Source organism: Emticicia aquatilis (assembly GCF_014644295.1).
In the GTDB taxonomy this organism is placed as follows: Bacteria; Bacteroidota; Bacteroidia; order Cytophagales; family Spirosomataceae; genus Emticicia; species Emticicia aquatilis.
In genome coordinates, this window is record NZ_BMKK01000008.1 from 125,149 (window position 1) to 144,902 (window position 19,754).

Consider the following 19,754-nt stretch of genomic DNA (forward strand, 5'->3'; position numbering starts at 1 on the left):
TAAAAATTCTATCATTCACTCATTCTATCATTCAAAACTAATTTTTATGCAGAAAATTCAAGTTAAAGATAGTCCGAGGCCAGTAGGGCATTATTCGCAAGCTATTGTGAGTGGTGGACTTCTTTTTACTTCGGGAATTTTGCCGATAAAAATCAAAACGGCCGAAAAATTGCCAGTCGAGTCAAGTATTGAAGTGCAACTGACAGTCGTGTTTGATAATCTGAAACAGATTTTGCAGGAAGTTGGATTAACTTCTGATAAAGTAGTAAAATCTACGGTGTATATCACAGGAGGCGAGAATTGGGGAGTTGTAAACGATTTATATGCTCATTTTTTTGGCGAACATCGACCAACACGCTCTATTATTCCAGTACCTGAATTACATTTTGGATATAAAGTAGAATTAGAAGCAATTGCAGAATTGTAGAACAATTTTCCGAAATTGTTCGGAGAAATTGATTATAGATAATTTTGAATAATGAGTTCAATAGAAAATAAAGACGGTGCAAACCTAAAGGCTGAATTAATAGCCGATTTTCAGACTTCACAGGCGGTTTTGAATGGTAAGAGTGCTTTGCCAGTTCATCAATTGCGTAGTGAAGCCATGAAAAGCTTCGATAAATTGGGTTTCCCGACGATTCGTCACGAAGAATGGAAATATTCGAATGTTAGTAATTTAGTAAAACAAACATTCGATTTTCATACTAAAACCGATTTCAATCAAACAGACCTTGAGAAAATTCCATTGCCGCATCTTACTGGTAATGTTTTGTATTTTATCAATGGTGTTTATAATGCTGAGTTATCGCAAATAGCAACTCCTGAGAGTAAACTTCAAGTATTGCCATTTTCGGTAGCATTGGCTCAACAACCCGAATTAATCGAAGGATACTTTGGTAAGTATGCCAATTACGAAACCGATGCTTTCACTGCTCTTAATACTGCTCTATCAAACGATGGTGTAGTAGTAAAAGTAGCTGATAATAAGGTAGTTGAAGAGCCAATCATCCTCCGATTCATTGCTGATGCTCGTACTGCAAATGTAGGTTCACAGCCACGTAATTTGATTGTTGTGGGGCAAAACTCACAAGTTAAAATTGCTGAAGCTTATCGTACAGTTGGTGATGAGGCTGCTTTTGTGAATACTGTTACCGAAATCATCGTTGGAGAGTCGGCGATGGTAGATTATTACAAAGTACAGAACGAAAGCGACAAATCGTATCACATTGGCACAACACAAGTGTATCAAAAAGGTCGTAGTTACTTCTATGCAGCTACTGCAACCCTCAATGGTGGATTTGTAAGAAATAACCTCAATGTTGTGCTTGATGGTGAGCATATCGAAAGCCATTTATATGGCCTTTATGTGCCAAATGGCAAGCAACACGTAGATAACCATACATTGGTTGACCACCAAAAGCCAAATTGCGAAAGTAATGAGCTATACAAAGGTATTTTGATGGATAAATCGACGGGTGTGTTTAACGGAAAGATTTTCGTAAGAGAAGATGCTCAGAAAACCAATGCTTATCAAAATTGCCGTAACGTAGTAACTTCTGATGAAGCAACCATGAATACCAAACCTCAGTTGGAAATTTGGGCTGATGATGTAAAATGCTCGCATGGAACAACTACTGGTCAACTCAACGACGAAGCTATTTTCTACATGCAGTCAAGAGGTATTCCGAAAAAAGAAGCTATTCGTTTACAACTTTTAGCATTTGCTCAAGATGTTGTTACGCAAATAAAGATTGATTCAATCAGAGAATATATCGAAGAATTGATTCTTGAAAAATTAGAAGCAGCTCGATAAATTATTTTTGAAACATAATTAAAACCGCCTTATAGTTTTTGCTATAAGGCGGTTTTTTTATTTGATTCATATTTGTAAATCGAACTCTACAAAGGCTGGCTTTCGCCCATTTCTCCTTCCCATTTGGCTACTACTGCCGTTGCTACTGCATTACCTGCAACCGATGTGGCAGAACGGCCCATATCAAGTAACCAGTCAACTGCTAATACTAAACTAATACCTTCTTGCGGAAGGCCAAACATAGTAAGCGTACCAGCAATTACAACCAAAGACGCACGAGGCACACCTGCAATACCTTTACTTGTCAGTAAGAGAGTAAGTAGCATTGTTATCTGTTGGCCAAGTGTAAGTTCGATACCGTAGATTTGAGCAATAAAGCCTGTTGCAAAAGTCATGTACATCATCGAACCATCAAGATTAAACGAATAACCAAGTGGCAATACGAAGCTGATGATACGCTCCGAAATACCGAATTTCTTGAGTTGTTCAATCTGCAATGGCATTGAAGCTTCAGAACTTGCCGTGCTAAACGATAAGAAAAGAGCATCTTTTACGAATTTCAATAAATTCCAATAGTCAATTTTTTGTGTGAGGCATATCACCCATAAAACAATGACAATGAAAAATGCGAGCGTTGCGAAGAAACAAACAATTAGATATAAATAACCACCCAAAACACCTAAACCTTTTGAGGCAATTACGGCTGCAACAGAACCAAAAACTGCATAAGGGGCGAAAGTCATGACATAGCCAACTATTTTAAACATTACTTCCGAAATTGCATCGAGGGCTTTGGTTACACTTTTGCCCTTTTCGCCTATTGCCGCTAATGCAATACCAAAAAACAAAGAAAATACCACAATTTGTAGAACTTCATTGGTAGAAAGTGCTTCAAATATACTTTTCGGAAATACGTGAGTGATAAAGTTTTCGAGGGTCATTTTCTTGGCTTCAACACCCGTTTCTGTACCCGAACTTGGTAAATCGAGGGTCATTACTTTACCAGGCTTCATGATATTTACAGCAATTAAGCCCGTAACTAATGATAAAATTGTGGCAAAATAAAAATACCCTAAAGTTTTAAGTCCGATTCGACCAACTACTTTAAAATCACCCAATTTGGCAATTCCAACGGTCAATATAGAAAATACTAATGGCCCTAAAATCATCTGAATCAAGCGTAAGAAAATTTTAGAGAGTAATTGAAGATACGAACTCCAATCTTTTATGCTATCATTTGCTTTTACTTGCTCGGGAGTTAGTGCTACTGCATCTTTAATACCAAATTGCCCTAAATCAAAGTGATTATGAATGAAAAAGCCGACAATAATACCGACCGTCATTCCGATGAAGATTTTCCAAGTAATGTTTAATTTCATAGTGTTTTTCACATCCCCCACCTAAAGGATGTTATTTTTAGTTAGTTGATTTACTCTCTGCCCTAAAAGAGTTTTAAGTATTTTCTTTGGTCATTGTTTTAGTCAACCAACATCAGCATTTAGGGACTTTTATCCCCTTTAGGGGTTAGGGGTTTTGAATATTCGCTGATAAATTGGTTTGCGATAAAGGAATTGAAGATACAAGATAGGATAAAAAATGTAATCTGTCAAAATAGTGGGCGTACGAAATTCTATTTCATCAATAATTTTACTTCCCGAAGTGGCATTATCTCTTACAATTCGGTGCTTATGTTTCCAGTATTTTAGAAAAAAAGGTAGTTGCACTCCCTCATCAATAAAGAATGATTCTTCGGCCGATAAATAAGAATCTGTGATTTCGCTCACCCAAAGTTGCCGTATAATAAAAAAGTTTAGTTCAAATGTAACTTTTTCGCCAATTTTCTGTCCAAATGATATAAGCTTCACAGGAGGAAATGGCGGAGAGAGTTTGAGCAGCAATTTATCATCAAATTGTTCCCATACTTCACTAACCGATTGATTGACAGCGGTTTCGATGTTTATTTTCATTGTTTGAATGCTTTTGTGAGTATATAAAGAATAATTTAAGAAAGGAAAATGGTCTGAGTGGCAGCTACGTAAGTAGAAATACCGTGAAATACGTACTAAAAATCAGGGGTTTTTACGCTAAAATTATTGAAAATACTTTCAGACCTTTGTTATGTTCAAATAACCCCAAAAAGCAACGTTATGTTTTTAGAAATTTACACAAGTCTCGGTCATTTAATACTGATTTACCCCCTACAATTTTTATTAGTAGGTGTTTTGCTTGCTTTGGGGATATACGAACTCTATCATTTTTTAGAATTAGGAAGATTTTTAAGCATTGGTCGAAGTTTCGGCCAACGAAGATATATTAAGTAGATTATGTTTCATCATAGTGGTTAGGGTTGTACACAAAGAGCCGTTTCGTTTGAGACGGCTTTTTTGTTGGGGTATAGTTTCTATTGTATTTCGTGTTTTGTTAACAATCTCAATATAATTATAAGTGTTATAAAAAAAGTAATACTTTAATCTTGACAAATACAACATTTATGCTAAATTTGGTTTTACGACAATACTTATAACCAAATAATTAAAATGAAACGCTTCACGCTTTTCCTCTGGGTGTATCTCGGGGGACTAACTTCTATTTTCGCACAACAGGTGCTTCTACAAGGTTTTTATTGGGATTATCCGAAGACAGGCCAAGGCTATAATTGGTCAGATACCCTCAAAAATAAAGCCCCCGAACTCTCTGCCGCTGGATTTACACATATCTGGTTTCCGCCTTTTGCTGGTAATGGAAATAAATCAGGTGGCTATGACCCTAAAGATTTATTTATCGGGCAAAATTCTACTCAGACATCGCTCGGTACGAAACAAGAGATAAAGGATATGATAACCACTTTTGGGCAGAATAATCTAAAAGCGGTGGGGGATATGGTTTATAATCATCGTGATGGTGGAAAACCCGAAGCCAATAATGCCGTAAAAGAATATATGTTGTTTTATGCAGGAAGAAACGATGGTTCTTGCCCTGGTACATCTTATAAATCACCGTTTCCTTCTGACCGTGTGCGAATGATTATTCCGATTGGAGGTTCTACTGGTTTAGGTACGGGTACATATTATGTGAGTATAGGCTCTCGTTCGGGCGGGTATGTTGGGAAGAAAATCATGTTTTTTGCAACCACAACCAAAGCAGGTGGCGGGCAGGCCTGGGATTTTGTGAATGGTTGTGACCCAAAGAATACGGCTGTCAAGGTCAATTCTGATATTGCTGCTTCGGGTGCTGAATTTGTAACCAATCTAAAACAAGGTTATTGGAATACATTTGATTTTGCGAATGATATTGATGAATTTAAAATTACATTAAATACCTCAGATTTTAATTCAACAGGTGACACCTTGGTGATTCAGGCCATCAATCTTTGTGGAGATTACACTGACCATCGAATTTCAAAGATTTGGTACACAGGCCAAAATACTGATATTGCGAATCCATCAAATTGGAATTCGGCTGCCTATAAAGTTCAATTCCAAACTTATACTGATTTTACTGGCTTGCCCAGTGGACGTGGCGGAAGTAATTGGAAATCATTCAGACCAAACTGGAATGAAGGTGGGCCAAGCACAACTGGTGGGGCAACTACTACTTGTTTGGGACCACAATGGAGTATGCAAAGCATGGATTATTTTTATGATTATGACCATAATCAATCAATGGCACGTGATACTTTGATTGCTTGGACAAAATGGGCCTATGATGAATTGAATGTTAGAGGGCTGAGAATGGATGCAATTAAACATTTTGAAGCAAATTTCGTTGGAAAGATGCTTACTGAAATGTATAATGCTAATAAAATCCCGGATTTTGTGGTAGGAGAGTGGTATGGGCAGGAGAATCCTGCCATTCAAAATTGGGTAGCTGATGTCAATGCGTCGATGAGTGCAGCGGCAAGAACGGCAATTCAACCAAAGGTATTTGATTTTGCTTTGAGAGATGCCCTCAAGCAAGCCTGTGATAATGGTGCTGATGCCCGATATGCTTTTTATAATAGTTTCAGAGATGCTCGTGGCATGAGTGGTTTCAATTTAGTGACGTTTGTGAATAATCACGATTTCAGAAGTTCAAATCCAACCTATGGCGATGCTTTGATTTGGCAAAATCCGATATTGGCTTATGCTTATATTCTAACAAATAATCAGTTGGGTGTACCTACGGTTTTTTATCCCGACTACTATGGCTATCCTGCACATAATACAACCTATGGTACTGATACTTATGGTTTTGATTATCATCCAACAGGTTTTCAGCCTTTGAAAAAAGAAATAGACCAACTTTTACAGATTCAGAAGCGATTTATTAATGGCTCGCAAACTGTCCATTATCTTAATCATTATGGTGGTGCAACTAATCCTATACCTTCACCGAATTTTTATCAAAAAGGAAAACATTGGAGAAGCCTGATTTATCAACTCGACTCAACTGGAAGTGCTGGTAAGCGTGAAGTAATTGTAGCCATCAACTTTGATAATGATAGCTTGAAAGTAAATCACTTAATAGCAAACACTGGTCGTTATCCAGCAGGAACAAAATTTACTGACATTCTTCAGAAATCTTCAACGCTGACTACAACTACCGATGCCCAAAATCGGATTTTCATTTCGTTACCTCCCAAGAGTTTTACCGTCTATATACAAGGCGAACCACCATGTTTTGGTTATGATTTAACCAAGAAATTATCTAATGGGAGCATCACAAAATTTGAGTCTCCAGATACAATCACAGCATCGAATTTGCTGGAAAACGGAGCTAATATCAAATATGATGCAGCCAAGAAAATCTTACTAAATCCAGGGTTTAAGGTTGAGCAAGGAGCCATCTTCGAGGCCTTTATTGATGGGTGTGGTAGTAGTAAGTGATTTGATGTTTAAAAAATGTTATAATATCCTATATTTATGAAGAGTTTTCTCCATTCTTTTGCTAAGAAGTTTATTGCTGTATCTATTATTTTCAATATCTGTTCAATTACAGCAGTTGCCAGTAGTGGTATTTTTGAGACGTATATAATAGTGCAATCTAATGGAGGTTCTGCTAATTATTACGATTTGTTTGCTTCCACAGCTAATCCTGATTTTCAAGGGTATAATTTTGGTACATTTTCTTGTACCAATACGCTCGTAATAAAAGGGGGGCAAAATAAAACTTACAAGAACGGTACGGACGATATTCTGAATGGATATTTATATTATAAAGTTTATAAAAACGGAACAGACCCTAATACTGTAAGTTTTACCTCAATTAATCTTGCTTTTGATATAAATTTATCGAATCCAGGTGACCAACAGTGGACAACTTCTACTGCGAATAACAACATTTTGCAGGGATTAGCTGATGGAACTTATACTGTGGAGGTTTACTCAAGTGCAGATTTTACGTATAATGGAGGAAGTGGAACGCATTACCAAAATGTAGGTGGAGCTAATTATAAGGCTACTTTTACAATTAGTAATCCAATAACGATTATAACGAATCCGATAACTCCGACGGTTTGTTATGGTAGTAATACTACGTTAACTGCCGCTGCAACTGGAAATGATGCTTTTATATGGCAAAAACAAAATGGTGCTTCTTGGACAAATGTAAGCAGTGGCTCGTTGGCCAGTGGTGCAACTACTACATTAAATCTTACGAATGTAACTACAACAGAAGTATATCGTTGTTTATTTACGAATTGCGGAGGTATCAATACTTTGGCAACGCAAACGGTGACAGTCTCACCACAACGACCAACAATTAGTATTCAACCTATTTCGCAGTCAGATTGCGATGGCAACGTTGTTGATTTTAATATTACAGTTTCGGCAGGAAATACGTTTACTTGGCAACGCAAGAAACCAACCGATGCTTCCTTTCTTGCGGTTACTGCCACAACGAATTCGGTAATTACGAATACTTCTACTACATCACAATTAAAAGTTAGGAATATCGGTAATGCTGAAAATCCACATTTATCACAATATCAGTGCGTTGTAACAGATGCAAATTCTTGTACGAATACAACAAATGTTGCAACTTTATCAGTTAATTCTATTGGAAATATTGCTGACTCACCGACTATTTGTGAACGAGGAACGACAAGTTTTACAACAACTTTGGTGGGTACATCGACTGCTATAAAATGGCAAAAAGGGACAAGTGAAACCGCAGCGGCATCTTATGCTGATTTGACGGATAGTTCTCCTAACATATTAGGTTCGGGAACCACAACTTTATCGTTAGCAAATATTCCTCTAACTGATAATAATACATTTTACCGTGTAAGGGCTACTTTTACGACAGTAACCAATAGTGGTAATGGGACTTGTACACAAACTCAGTCGGTGACAGCCGCTATTACAGGTAAACTCACTGTAATTGCAGCTCCAACAGCCCCAACAGCAAATAATGTTTCACGCTGTGATGTAGGAACAGTAACACTTTCAGCTACTTCGACTTTAGGAACAAACGAAAGTTTTAGATGGTATGATAGTAATGTTTCTACGACGGTTTTGGGAACTAATGCCAGTTATACAACAGCATCGTTAGCAGTTGGTACATATACTTATTATTTAAGTGTTTATAATAGTTCAACTACTTGCGAAAGCACTCGTACACCAGTAACCGTTACGGTAAACCCTTTACCAACAATCACGCTAAGTAACGTTGTGGATATTTGTAATAGTGTCACTACCTTTAGTTTGCCGTTTAGTTTAACAACCAATACTCCCAATCAATATAGTATTTCGGCTGGCAGTCCTGCTTTAAGTGGGTTTTCGGCAATTTCAAATGCTATTTTAGGAAGTTCGCCAATTAATGTAATTATTCCTGCAAATGCAACGCCTAATACTTATCAGTTTGTTATTTCTGTAAAAAACTCAACGACCACTTGCGTTTCTTCTAATCAAACTTTTACAGTAAAGATTAATAATACCCCTTCTGCTCCTACTGTAACAACGCCAATCAATTATTGCCAAAACGCACCAACGAATGTACTTACGGCTAATGCAAGTGGAACAAACTCTTTGTTATGGTATGGTACAAGTTCAGTAGGGGGGACATCGAGTTTATCTGCACCGACTCCAAGTTCGAATATAGTCGGTACTACAACTTATTATGTTAGTCAGCTAAGTACAGATAATTGCGAAAGTACCAGAGCCGGAATTGACGTTATTGTTAATGCTATTCCTGCACCGCCAAGTGCTACCACGGCTATTACATATTGTAAAAATAGTACGGCAACTGCACTTTCCGCTTCTGCAACAAACTCTAATTCGTTGGTATGGTATGATGAAAATGATAATTTATTGGCCGCTGCACCTACGCCAAGCACAGCATCGGTTGGAACACAAATATTTAAAGTCAGTCAGAAAAGTCCTTCGCCTGCAAATTGTGAAAGTGCAAAAACTACGATTACTGTAACAGTCAACGATTTACCAGTTGCCCCGACTGTCACAACTCCAGTTGGGTATTGTCAGAATGCGACTGCATCGATGCTTTCGGCTACTGCAACAAATTCAAATACATTATTATGGTATGGAACAAGTGCAGTAGGAGGGACATCGGGTGGAACAGCTCCAACTCCAATTATAACATCGGCAGGAACAACGAGCTATTATGTGAGTCAGAAAGATGCTAATAATTGTGAAAGTACACGAGCAAAAATTGATGTTGTTGTTACGCCAAGTGTTTCGGCCTCAATTTCGGGTGTGAATGCTTTTTGTATCACTGGCGTTTTGAATAATTCCACAACCATAACAACGAATCCTACTGGTGGAAATGGCTCTTATACTTACCAATGGCAAAATTTAGCAGGAAATATTGCTTCGGCTACTTCTCAAAGTTATGATGTAAATAGTTCAGTTCAGACGGCTAACTCGGATACATATAGAGTGACCGTTACCTCTGGATACTGTACTGCAACCGCAAGTGTAACTGTTACTAAACAAGGTTGGCTTGATATTCCGAGTGTTTCTGGCAATACGCCCGATATTTGTGGAACTGGCTCAAAAACCTTGGCAGTTGTAAGTCCAAGTGGTTTTGGTACTTATAAATGGTTTGCCGATGCTACAACTCTAACGCAATTGACGTCAGGAACAAGTTTTGCTACGCCAAATCTTACTTCAACAACAACATATTATGTGGCTCGTGAACAGCAAATTACGGCGAATCTCACTTGTCAAACTGCCAGAACCGCCGCTACAATTAATGTAAATACTATACCAGAGACACCAACGATTATTAATTCTGCTAATAAAACAAGTTTCTGTAGTAGTGAATCGGTTTTTACTCTATCAGTTTCATGTGCTTCGGGAAATGCACAGTATCGCTTAAATAATGGTAGTTGGACAAATGGAAGTTCGGTTTCAATTACTCCTTCTATCTATACATCTGCAACTACTCTTAATTACGACTTCAAATGTTCATTAAGTGCAAGTTGTGAGAGTACTGTGGCTTCTAACATTATTGTGATAAATCCTGCTCCAAATGCACCAAGCATTTCGGGCAATACGAGCATTTGCTCTGGAAGTTCAACAACTCTAACTGCAAGTGGTTGTGCAGGAACAGTTGTTTGGTCGAATGGCACAAGTGCTACGGCCATAACAGTTTCTTCGTCAGGTACATATAATGCAACTTGTATAGTAAGTGGTTGTACGAGCGTAGCCTCATCAACGCAGACAATCGTGGTAAATACAATTCCTTCAGCCCCAACAGTAACATCAGATGATGCAGATAATATAGTGTGTGCAGGTACAAATGTAAAATTAAGCGTAAGTGATTGTGCAGGAACAGTCGTTTGGTCGAATGGCACAAGTGCTACAACAATAATAGTTTCTTCGTCAGGTACATATAATGCCACTTGTACGGTCAATGCTTGTACGAGTGCAGTTTCATCAACGCAGACGATTGTAGTAAATCAAAATCCTACTATCACACTTGGTTCTATCAATAGTATTTGCAATGCTGCTACCTTGTTTGATTTACCATACACCTCTACTTCCAATAATCCTGACAAATACAGTTTGACTTCAACAATGCCAGATTTTGTGGTGGTTTCAGATGCGGCATTCCCAACATCTCCTATTAGTGTAGCCATTCCATCTGGAAAAACGGGGAATTATACTTTTACGCTCAATATAAAGAATAGCACAACTAACTGTACAAATTCGCAAACTTTTAGCTTAACTGTTTTACCTGTTTTGCTCGGAGGAATTATAGAGACTTCCTCAAGTACAATTAATTGTTCGGGCTATAATGCGGGTGTAATTTCGAGTGTAAGTGCAGCAAGTGGCGGAAAAACTGCTTATGTCTATCAATGGCAATCATCAACAGATAATCAAAATTTCACTGATATTGCTGGAGAAAATCTTACTACCTATAATCCGCCCGCCATTACACAAACTATGTATTATCGAAGAAAAGTTACCGATGCTTGTGGGGTAGTAGCTTATTCATCGAATGTGCATCAAATTCAAATTGTATCAGACCCACAGATTACAATTACGGATGTAAGTGACCGAATAATTTGTTCGGGAGGAGTTTTAAATTTGGAAGCAACAGTAATTGGTGGTTCGGGAACTTGCACTGCCACTTGGGAGTCAGCGGCAACGCTATCGGGTACTTATTCGGTTGAGCAAACTGGAGGTTTAAGTTTTTCTAAAACGCTTACTAATGTTGCGTCAAGTCCGTCAGTAAGATATTATAGAGTAAATTATTCGTGTGCTGGAACAGGCTCAAGTGCATGTAATCAATCGGTTTCGGGTCCGGTAAAAGTTACTGTAAATTATATACCAGCAGCACCAACGGTTTCGGGTAATTCAAGTATTTGTGAAGGTAACTCTACTACCTTGACAGCGAGTGGGTGTGCAGGTACAGTTACTTGGAGTAATGCTACGGCAGGAAGTACTTTAAGTGTTTCAACAGCTGGTACTTATAGTGCAACGTGTACCGAAAATTCATGTACGAGTTTATCATCAAATATTCATTCTATCACGGTTAATTCAATTCCTAATGCACCAACAGTAACATCTGATGATGCTGATAATATTGTTTGTGCTGGAACGAGTATCAAATTAAGTGTAAGTAATTGTGCTGGAACAGTTGTTTGGTCGAATAGTACGAGTGCGACCTCAATAAGTGTTTCATCATCAGGTACTTATAATGCTATATGCGTAGTAAATGGATGTTCGAGTGTGTCATCTACAACACAAACAGTTGTAGTAAATGCTATTCCATCTGCACCAATAATATCTGGAAATACAAGTATTTGTTCTGGAAACTCAACAACTCTTACAGCAAGTGGGTGTTCGGGAATTGTGGTTTGGAATACAGGCGTAACCAGTAGTACATTAAGTGTCTCAACTGCAGGTACTTATAATGCTACTTGTACTGTAAATGATTGTGTGAGTGTATTTTCACAGACTAAAACAGTTTCTGTAAATTCAATACCAATTGCACCCATGATTTCGGGTAATATCAGTTTTTGTGTAGGAGGTTCGACCACACTAACGGCCAATGGATGTGTTGGGGTCATTACTTGGAGTAACGGAGCAACAGGAAGCACATTAAATGTCTCAACAACAGGAACTTATAGTGCCACATGTACCGAAAATTCATGCACAAGCTTGGCATCTTTGGTACAAACTATAAGCTCAAACCCATTACCAACAATCTCGCTGGGAACAATCAGTAGCCTATGCAATACTGTTACGACTTTTGAGCTTCCATTTACTTCACCAACAAATAATCCTGATAAATATAACTTGACTTCAACGATGCCAGGCTTTGTGGCAGTTGCTGAAACCAATCTTCCAGCATCTCCAATTTCGGTAACAATTCCAGCAGGTAAAACGGGTAATCAGAATTTTACATTAAACATTAAAAATAGTACGACTGGTTGTGTGGGTACTCAAACTTTCAGTATCAATATTTTACCATCATTAAACGGTGGAAGCATAGAAACATCATCAAGCACCATTAACTGCTCGGGTTATAATGCTGGTGTAATTTCGAGTGTAAGTTTAGCCAATGGCGGAAAGTTAGATTATGTGTATCAATGGCAAAGCTCAACAGATGGAACGAATTTTACAGATATAATTGGAGCAAATTCAACAACCTATGCCCCACCAGCCTTAACCCAAACGACTTATTACAGAAGAAAAGTGACTGATGCTTGCGGAGCAGAGGCTTTTTCATCGAACGTGCATCAAATACAAATCGTACCTGACCCACAAATTACAGTTGTAGATGCAAGCGACCTCACAATTTGTTCGGGCGGAAATATCAGTATAGATGCCACAGTTATCGGTGGTTCGGGAATATGTACACCAACGTGGCAATCATCAACAACACCATCCGGAACATACACCAATGAGCAAGTTGGTGGTTTGAATTTCACCGCAACTTTAACAAATAACACAAATATTGCCACTATCAAATACTACCGAGCAATTTATTCTTGTGCTGGCACAGGTTCGGGTTCATGTAATCAAGGCACATCGGCAGTTGTGAAAGTAACGATTAATCCAAACTCAAGTGTATTGACAATCAGTGGGGGCGGAACGATTTGTTCGGGGAATAGTACAACCCTAACTGCAAGTGCGTGCAATGGTAGTGTAGTATGGTCAAATGGTGTAACCGCATCGAGTATTTCTGTCAACTCAGCTGGAACATACACTGCTGTTTGTACAAATAGTTGTGGAACAAGTGCCACCAGTAACGAAGTTGTGGTGAATGTGACGACCATAGCACCGCCGACAATATCGGGAACAACGACAGTTTGTGGCGGTCAATCAGCAACTTTAACAGCGAGTGGTTGTGCGGGTACGGTAGTTTGGAGTAATAGTAGTAGTGGCACAAGCATCACGGTATCGCCAAGTACAACAACCTCATATACCGCTGTTTGTAACGCAAGCGGATGTACGAGTGTAAACAGTGAGCCAGTAACGGTGACAGTCGCACCGAGTATAGATTTTACAGTTTCAACAGTTGCAGATTTATGTAATTCATCGACGAGTTTTAGTTTGCCATATTCGCTTATTTTAGGAAGCCCAGACAAATACAGTTTGACTTCAACGATGGCAGGATTTACGAGTATTACAGATGGAAGTTTAACAGCATCGCCAATTACAGTAACGATTCCATCGGGCCAGACAGGGACATTTAGTTTTACATTGACTCTCAAAATTAGTTCGACAGGTTGTAGTAAAAGTCAAACTTTCACAGTAACTACTTTACCAGTTTTAATTGGCGGAAGTATAGAAATCTCATCAAGCACTATCAACTGCTCGGGTTATAATGCAGGTGTAATATCAAGTGTAAGTTTAGCCAATGGCGGAAAGTTAGATTATGTTTATCAATGGCAAAGCTCAACAGATGGAACGAATTTTACAGATATAGTTGGAGCAAATTCAACGACCTACGACCCACCAGCCTTAACCCAAACGACTTATTACAGAAGAAAAGTGACTGATGCTTGCGGAGCAGAGGGCTTTTCGTCGAACGTGCATCAAATACAAATAGTACCTGACCCACAAATTACAGTTGTAGATGCAAGTGACCGCACAATTTGTTCAGGCGGAAATATTACTTTAGATGCCACAGTCATCGGTGGTTCGGGAACATGTACACCAACGTGGCAATCATCAACGACTCCATCGGGAACATACACCAATGAGCAAGTGGGTGGTTTAAATTTCACCGCAACTTTAACAAATAACACAAATATTGCCACTATCAAATACTACCGAGCCATTTATGCTTGTGCTGGCACAGGTTCTGGCTCGTGTAATCAGGGTACATCGGCAGTTGTGAAAGTTACGGTAAATCCAATTCCAAATGTCCCGTCAATTACTCCTGCTTCAGTTGTCATTTGTCCAACCCAGTCCACTACATTGACTGCCAGCGGTTGCAACGGTCTTGTCACTTGGAATGGTGGCCAAACAGGAAGTACGCTATCAGTTTCAGAAGTAGGTACTTATGCCGCAACGTGTTCACTAAATAATTGTGTCAGTGCATTAAGTGCGTCGGCTACTGTTACTGTTGCATCAGGAGGAACGCCAGTTGCTCCACCTTTGATCAGTGGAACTGCAACTATTTGTAATGGACAATCGACCGTTCTTTTTGCTACAAATTGTGCAGGAGTTGTTTCATGGAGTAATGGAATGACTGGAACATCAATCAGTGTAAATCCTTCCGCCTCAACTGACTATACTGCTACGTGTTTTGATGGAACTTGCACAAGCAATAGTAGTAATAAAATCACTGTCACAGTCAATGCTTATCCATCCATTACAACGCATCCTAAAAATGATGCAGATTGTAACGGAAATTCAGTTAGTTTTTCAGTAACTGCTTCTTCGGTTTCTGGCTATCAATGGCAACGAAAAGTACCGAATGGAGTATTTACAGATATTCCAAATGCTATTTCGAATACGCTAACAGTCAGTAATGTAGGGAGTTCAACCGACCCTAATCAGACAGAATATCGAGTTGTTTTATCAAACGGAACATGTAGCGTCACTTCCACCGCTGCTGTACTAACTGTAAATTCGGTTGTAGGAAGTCTCGCTGACCAAACTATTTGTGATGGAGCAAATGCAAGTTTTAGTCTTGGCAACGTTGTGGTTTCGGGTAACATTCAAGGCTACCAATGGCAAAGACGAGTAGGAACTTCAGGAACTTGGAATGATATAACAGGGGCAACGACCACAACTTTAACTATAAATGCTGCAACTAATACCGATGAGCAGTATTATCGTTGTAAAGTGACATTTACGGCAGGAAGTTCAACCTGTGCCAGATATACAACAGAAGATGATTCAAATGGAGCAAAATTGAGTGTTTTGGTTGCTTCAATACCAAATATTGGAGGCATTAATGCGGTATGTTTGGGTAGAAGTACAACCCTAACTGCCAATAATTGTGATGGAGCCATTGCGTGGTCGAGCGGACAAACAACTCCATCTATAACAGTTTCGCCTACGAGTAATACATTTTATACAGTCAGTTGTACTTCCTCACAATGTGGCTTTAATGTGAGTTCTGCTCCGTATTTAGTAACGGTGAATAGCACGCCACAGCCCGAAAACATTACGTATGATGTAATTACACCTGCAACACTCACTTTTGCGGCTCGAATCACTATTCCTAATGCAACTCTGATGTGGTATAACCGTGCGTCGGGCGGAACAGGAACTACAACTGCTCCATCATTTACGGCAGTTGGTACTTATTCTTACTGGGTAACACAAACCGACCCAATCACAGGTTGTGAAAGTGCCAGATTGCCAATCATTGCCAAAGTTTTAGATTATTTTCATATCACCCAACAACCTACCAATCAAGTGGACTGTAAAGGTAATTCTGTATTTTTTGGAGTTGTGGCAGTTGGGCCTAATCCTTCATTTACTTATCAATGGCAAAGAAAACGCCCGAACGAACCAGATTTTGTTAATTTAGTGGAAGAAGGAAACGGAATTAGAGGTTGGTATGCTCGAACGATGGCTGTTTCAAATGTCGGAGATGACAACAATCCCAATCAAACCCAGTATCGTTGTATTATCAGTAGCGGTGGACAAGTTTTAACCTCCGAAATTTCAACGCTTACGGTCAATTCGCTTACTGGTTCAATGCCAAACTTGGGTATTTGCGTAGGAAGAAGCAATGAATTTAATCTACAAAACTATTTTACGATTACAGGAAATGTATTGAGTTATCAATGGCAAACTCGCCCAGGTACAAGTGGTGCTTGGACTAATTTAAGTGATGGAAATGGGATTTCGGGAAGTACTTCGAGTGCTTTGAAATTTACTAAAGCTACTTACGAGCAAGGAGTTTATTATCGTTGTTTAGTGAAATTCAACACGCAGGGTTTTGAGTGTACCGAACCAACCGACGCCGCCAAACTTATTGTGAGTGGTTTTCCACCTGCACCATCAGTTTCCAATGTTTTTTATTGTCAAAACTCAAATGCAGTAAGATTAAAAGTTGATAGTCCGACTCAGAATCTTGTTTGGTACTCGCAAGAAACAGAAGGGGCAGGAGCAAGCACTGCTCCGACGCCAAACACAAGTGTTGCAGGAGTATTCAAATACTATGTTACCAATCGAACTGACGAAGGCTGTGAAAGCCCGAGATCAGTAATCAATGTTGAAGTTGGGGCATTGCCACCGGCACCAAAAAATACCACAATTACGCCAATCAATGAAGGAAATGTATTGACTTTCTCAGCCGAAGGCACACCAGCTGAAAACCATATTTTACGTTGGTACACATCTCCGACAATCACTACTTTTTCTACAACCGCACCTACATTTTCAGTCGCAGGAACTTATACTCGTTATGTGGCACAAGTTTCGGCTTTTGGTTGCGTTGGCCCTCGCACTGCCATAACAGCTGCAATAATTCCAAGTTTGAAATTCACTAAACAGCCGCTTTCACAAGCAGATTGTGACGGAAATTCGGTAACTTTTAGCGTTACGGCCACTGCTCCAAGTGCATTTACTTATCAATGGCAACGCCAAAAACCAAATGAAACAAGTTTTACTGATATAGCGAACGAAACCTCGGCATCATTAAAAATCAGTAATATTGGAAGCATCACCGACCCGCATTTAACCAAATACCGCTGTATTATTAAAGATGATAAAAATACAGCAACTTCGGAGGAAGCCGTGCTAACAGTCAATGCAATCGCTGGAATATTACCTACTATGAGTTTGTGTGATGGAAAAGTCAGTAAATTAAGTTTTAGTGGTCTTACAGTAACAGGAACTGTCGCAGAATATGAATGGCAAAAGAAACAAGGAAGTAGCTATATTGATATTCCAACAAATACGGCTGGAGTTGCAGTTATCAATGAGATTGGCACTTACCGTGGTAAAATCAGTTTTGTTGTTGATAAAAACACTACTTGTAGTCGAAATACTGATGATTTGAAAGTAGAGGTAAAACCAACACCAGCAGCTCCGCAAGTAAGTAATCAGAATGTTTGTTTGAATACGCCATTTGACATCACAAAGGCCGTTAATGCCAACAATAATTTGCTTTGGTATGAATCTGCTGTTGATACGACCGCTGATAAAACCACTCCCAAAGTAGATGTTAGTAAACTTGGCAAAGTAAGCTATTTTGTGAGCCAAATATCAGCATTTGGCTGCGAAAGTGAGCGAAAATCGTTTGATGTGGTGGTTTCTGCAATTCCCGAAAAACCAATTACAAGCGATTTGACATATTGTCGAAATGCTCCAAGTTTTGCACTTACGGCTACTACTTCTTCTCAAAACCAAGTGGTTTGGTATGCTTCACTAACAGCCAAAGATGCCTTTACTCAAACCCCCACACCAAACACTAAACTTGATGGCGAAACCATTTATTTTGCTGTCACTAAAAGTGTCGCAGGCTGTGAAAGTGAGCGAGTTCCACTCAAAGTTTCGGTTTCGCCTTGTATTGCTAATTTTACTAATAATTTTAATAATTGCCTACAAGTATCAGCCGATAGCGTGAAAGGAAATCAATGGTTTGACCTTTATGATGCTGCGGGACGCTTATACGCTTCTGTCAACCCCAATGGATTAAATTTAGGCAAGGTTTCAATCTCGATTCGTCACTACGGGCGAGGCAGTGCGGCTATTCCGACCACAAAAAATGAAACAAAGTTGATGGCTCGTTATGTAGATTTTCAGAGTTCAGTCTTAGACGAGTTTCCTACGCCAGTTTCACTACGTGTTTATTATTTGAATGAAGAACTGAGCGAGTACAAAACCGCCACAAACCTACCGAATCTTACCATTAATGATTTCAATATCGTGCATTATGATGGTGTCAGAGAAGACTGTGGATTTGAGAATAATGACAATTTCTTGGAGGGAAATAGCTATGTGATTTATAAAAATGTAGTCGGTAATCAACTCGCCAAAGACTTTTTCTATTTGCAATTTGATGTAAATGAGTTTTCAGAAAATGCTGCAACTGCCAATGATTTCACCGAAATTTCATTCAACGGTAAAGAAACCGAGACCCAAACTGTTCAACTTAATTGGCAAAGTAAGTTTGAGGTAAAAGCCGAAAAATATATCTTAGAACGAAGTGCTGATTGCAAAAACTTTGTGCCAATTGCCGAAGTGAAAGCAAATGGGGCAGCAAGTTCTTACGAAAATACTGATTTTCAGCCATTGGTAGGTAAAAGCTGTTACCGATTAGTTTACATTGATAAAGATGGAACTAAGAAGTATTTGGATTCAATTGACATAAACTTTACCAGTACCACGCCTATTTGCTCAGTATTTCCGAACCCGTGGAATAAAGGTGATGAAATCAGTCTTTATTTAAGAAATATCAAGGAAAAAGAAATTAAACTTTATGATATGCTCGGGCAGACATATTCGTTTGATATGAATAAAGAAACATCTAAGATTATCAAAATTCGCCCCGATGTGTATCTCAGCAAGGGCATTCAATTCTTAGTTGTAGTAGGCGAAGACGGAAAAAAATGTGTACAAAGAGTGGTCATAAATCCGTAAAAACAAGAGCATGTTTTTCTTGAATATAAGCCGATGAAAAACAAAAATGAGTGGGTAAATGAACTTAAAATATGATGGTTGATTTCTTAATTTTTTAAGCTCATTTACCCACATAAAACAAATAAAATTCAACAGTTAAATAGTATTTTTTTTGTCTTTTTTGAGAACCATATATCCTTGATAAACTGTTTGAAACTATGTTTCTGTATTTATTCTTGAAAAAAGATAGAAGTTTAATTTCTTGACTATCAGTTAGTTGAAAATATTTTAAAAAATAATGTAAAAATATTTTGGAAAATATAAAATCTTTTCCTGTACCTTTGTAGCTCAAAATCAAACAGAACAAAAATGCAAAATTATCTAAAAAATACGTCTTTCAGCTGCGGAATGGCACACCCGTTTGGAGGAATTTTGCATACATGGCACAGGTATAATTT

At 38.6% G+C, this 19,754-nt stretch carries 6 protein-coding genes; 4 read left to right on the plus strand and 2 right to left on the minus strand.

Annotated elements, in window-relative coordinates:
• Positions 1-46 precede the first annotated feature (46 nt).
• Positions 47-427 carry a RidA family protein gene (locus IEX65_RS18900; RefSeq protein ID WP_188768227.1) on the plus strand — a complete coding sequence of 127 codons (381 nt, stop codon included), beginning with the start codon at positions 47-49 and terminating at the stop codon, positions 425-427.
• A gap of 51 nt (positions 428-478) precedes the next feature.
• Positions 479-1,813 (plus strand): Fe-S cluster assembly protein SufD, encoded by a 1,335-nt coding sequence (gene sufD, locus IEX65_RS18905; protein WP_188768229.1) that lies wholly within the window; start codon positions 479-481, stop codon positions 1,811-1,813.
• Between the two features lie 86 nt (positions 1,814-1,899).
• Here sufD and IEX65_RS18910 read toward each other — a convergent pair whose 3' ends face one another.
• Together IEX65_RS18910 and IEX65_RS18915 are read right to left on the minus strand one after the other, a co-directional pair.
• Positions 1,900-3,192, minus strand: coding sequence for a dicarboxylate/amino acid:cation symporter (locus IEX65_RS18910; RefSeq protein WP_188768231.1), 1,293 nt, complete (start codon positions 3,190-3,192; stop codon positions 1,900-1,902).
• A 138-nt stretch (positions 3,193-3,330) separates the two neighbouring features.
• On the minus strand, positions 3,331-3,780 hold the full coding sequence (locus IEX65_RS18915; protein WP_188768233.1) for an SRPBCC family protein: 450 nt from the start codon (positions 3,778-3,780) through the stop codon (positions 3,331-3,333).
• 570 nt (positions 3,781-4,350) lie between these two features.
• On the opposite strand from IEX65_RS18915, the gene IEX65_RS18920 reads away from it, so the two are divergent.
• The gene (locus tag IEX65_RS18920) at positions 4,351-6,678 is read left to right on the plus strand and encodes a 3-coathanger stack domain-containing protein (RefSeq protein WP_188768235.1); all 2,328 of its coding nucleotides are present in this window, start codon (positions 4,351-4,353) and stop codon (positions 6,676-6,678) included.
• Between the two features lie 36 nt (positions 6,679-6,714).
• The gene (locus tag IEX65_RS18925) at positions 6,715-19,317 is read left to right on the plus strand and encodes an Ig-like domain-containing protein (RefSeq protein ID WP_188768242.1); all 12,603 of its coding nucleotides are present in this window, start codon (positions 6,715-6,717) and stop codon (positions 19,315-19,317) included.
• Positions 19,318-19,754: the final 437 nt, after the last annotated feature.

Excerpts from the sequence above, each read along its gene's own strand:
- IEX65_RS18900 (WP_188768227.1), top strand. The coding sequence starts at position 47 with ATGCAGAAAATTCAAGTTAAAGATAGTCCGAGGCCAGTAGGGCATTAT.
- sufD (WP_188768229.1), top strand. The coding sequence starts at position 479 with ATGAGTTCAATAGAAAATAAAGACGGTGCAAACCTAAAGGCTGAATTA.
- IEX65_RS18910 (WP_188768231.1), bottom strand. The coding sequence starts at position 3,192 with ATGAAATTAAACATTACTTGGAAAATCTTCATCGGAATGACGGTCGGT.
- IEX65_RS18915 (WP_188768233.1), bottom strand. The coding sequence starts at position 3,780 with ATGAAAATAAACATCGAAACCGCTGTCAATCAATCGGTTAGTGAAGTA.
- IEX65_RS18920 (WP_188768235.1), top strand. The coding sequence starts at position 4,351 with ATGAAACGCTTCACGCTTTTCCTCTGGGTGTATCTCGGGGGACTAACT.
- IEX65_RS18925 (WP_188768242.1), top strand. The coding sequence starts at position 6,715 with ATGAAGAGTTTTCTCCATTCTTTTGCTAAGAAGTTTATTGCTGTATCT.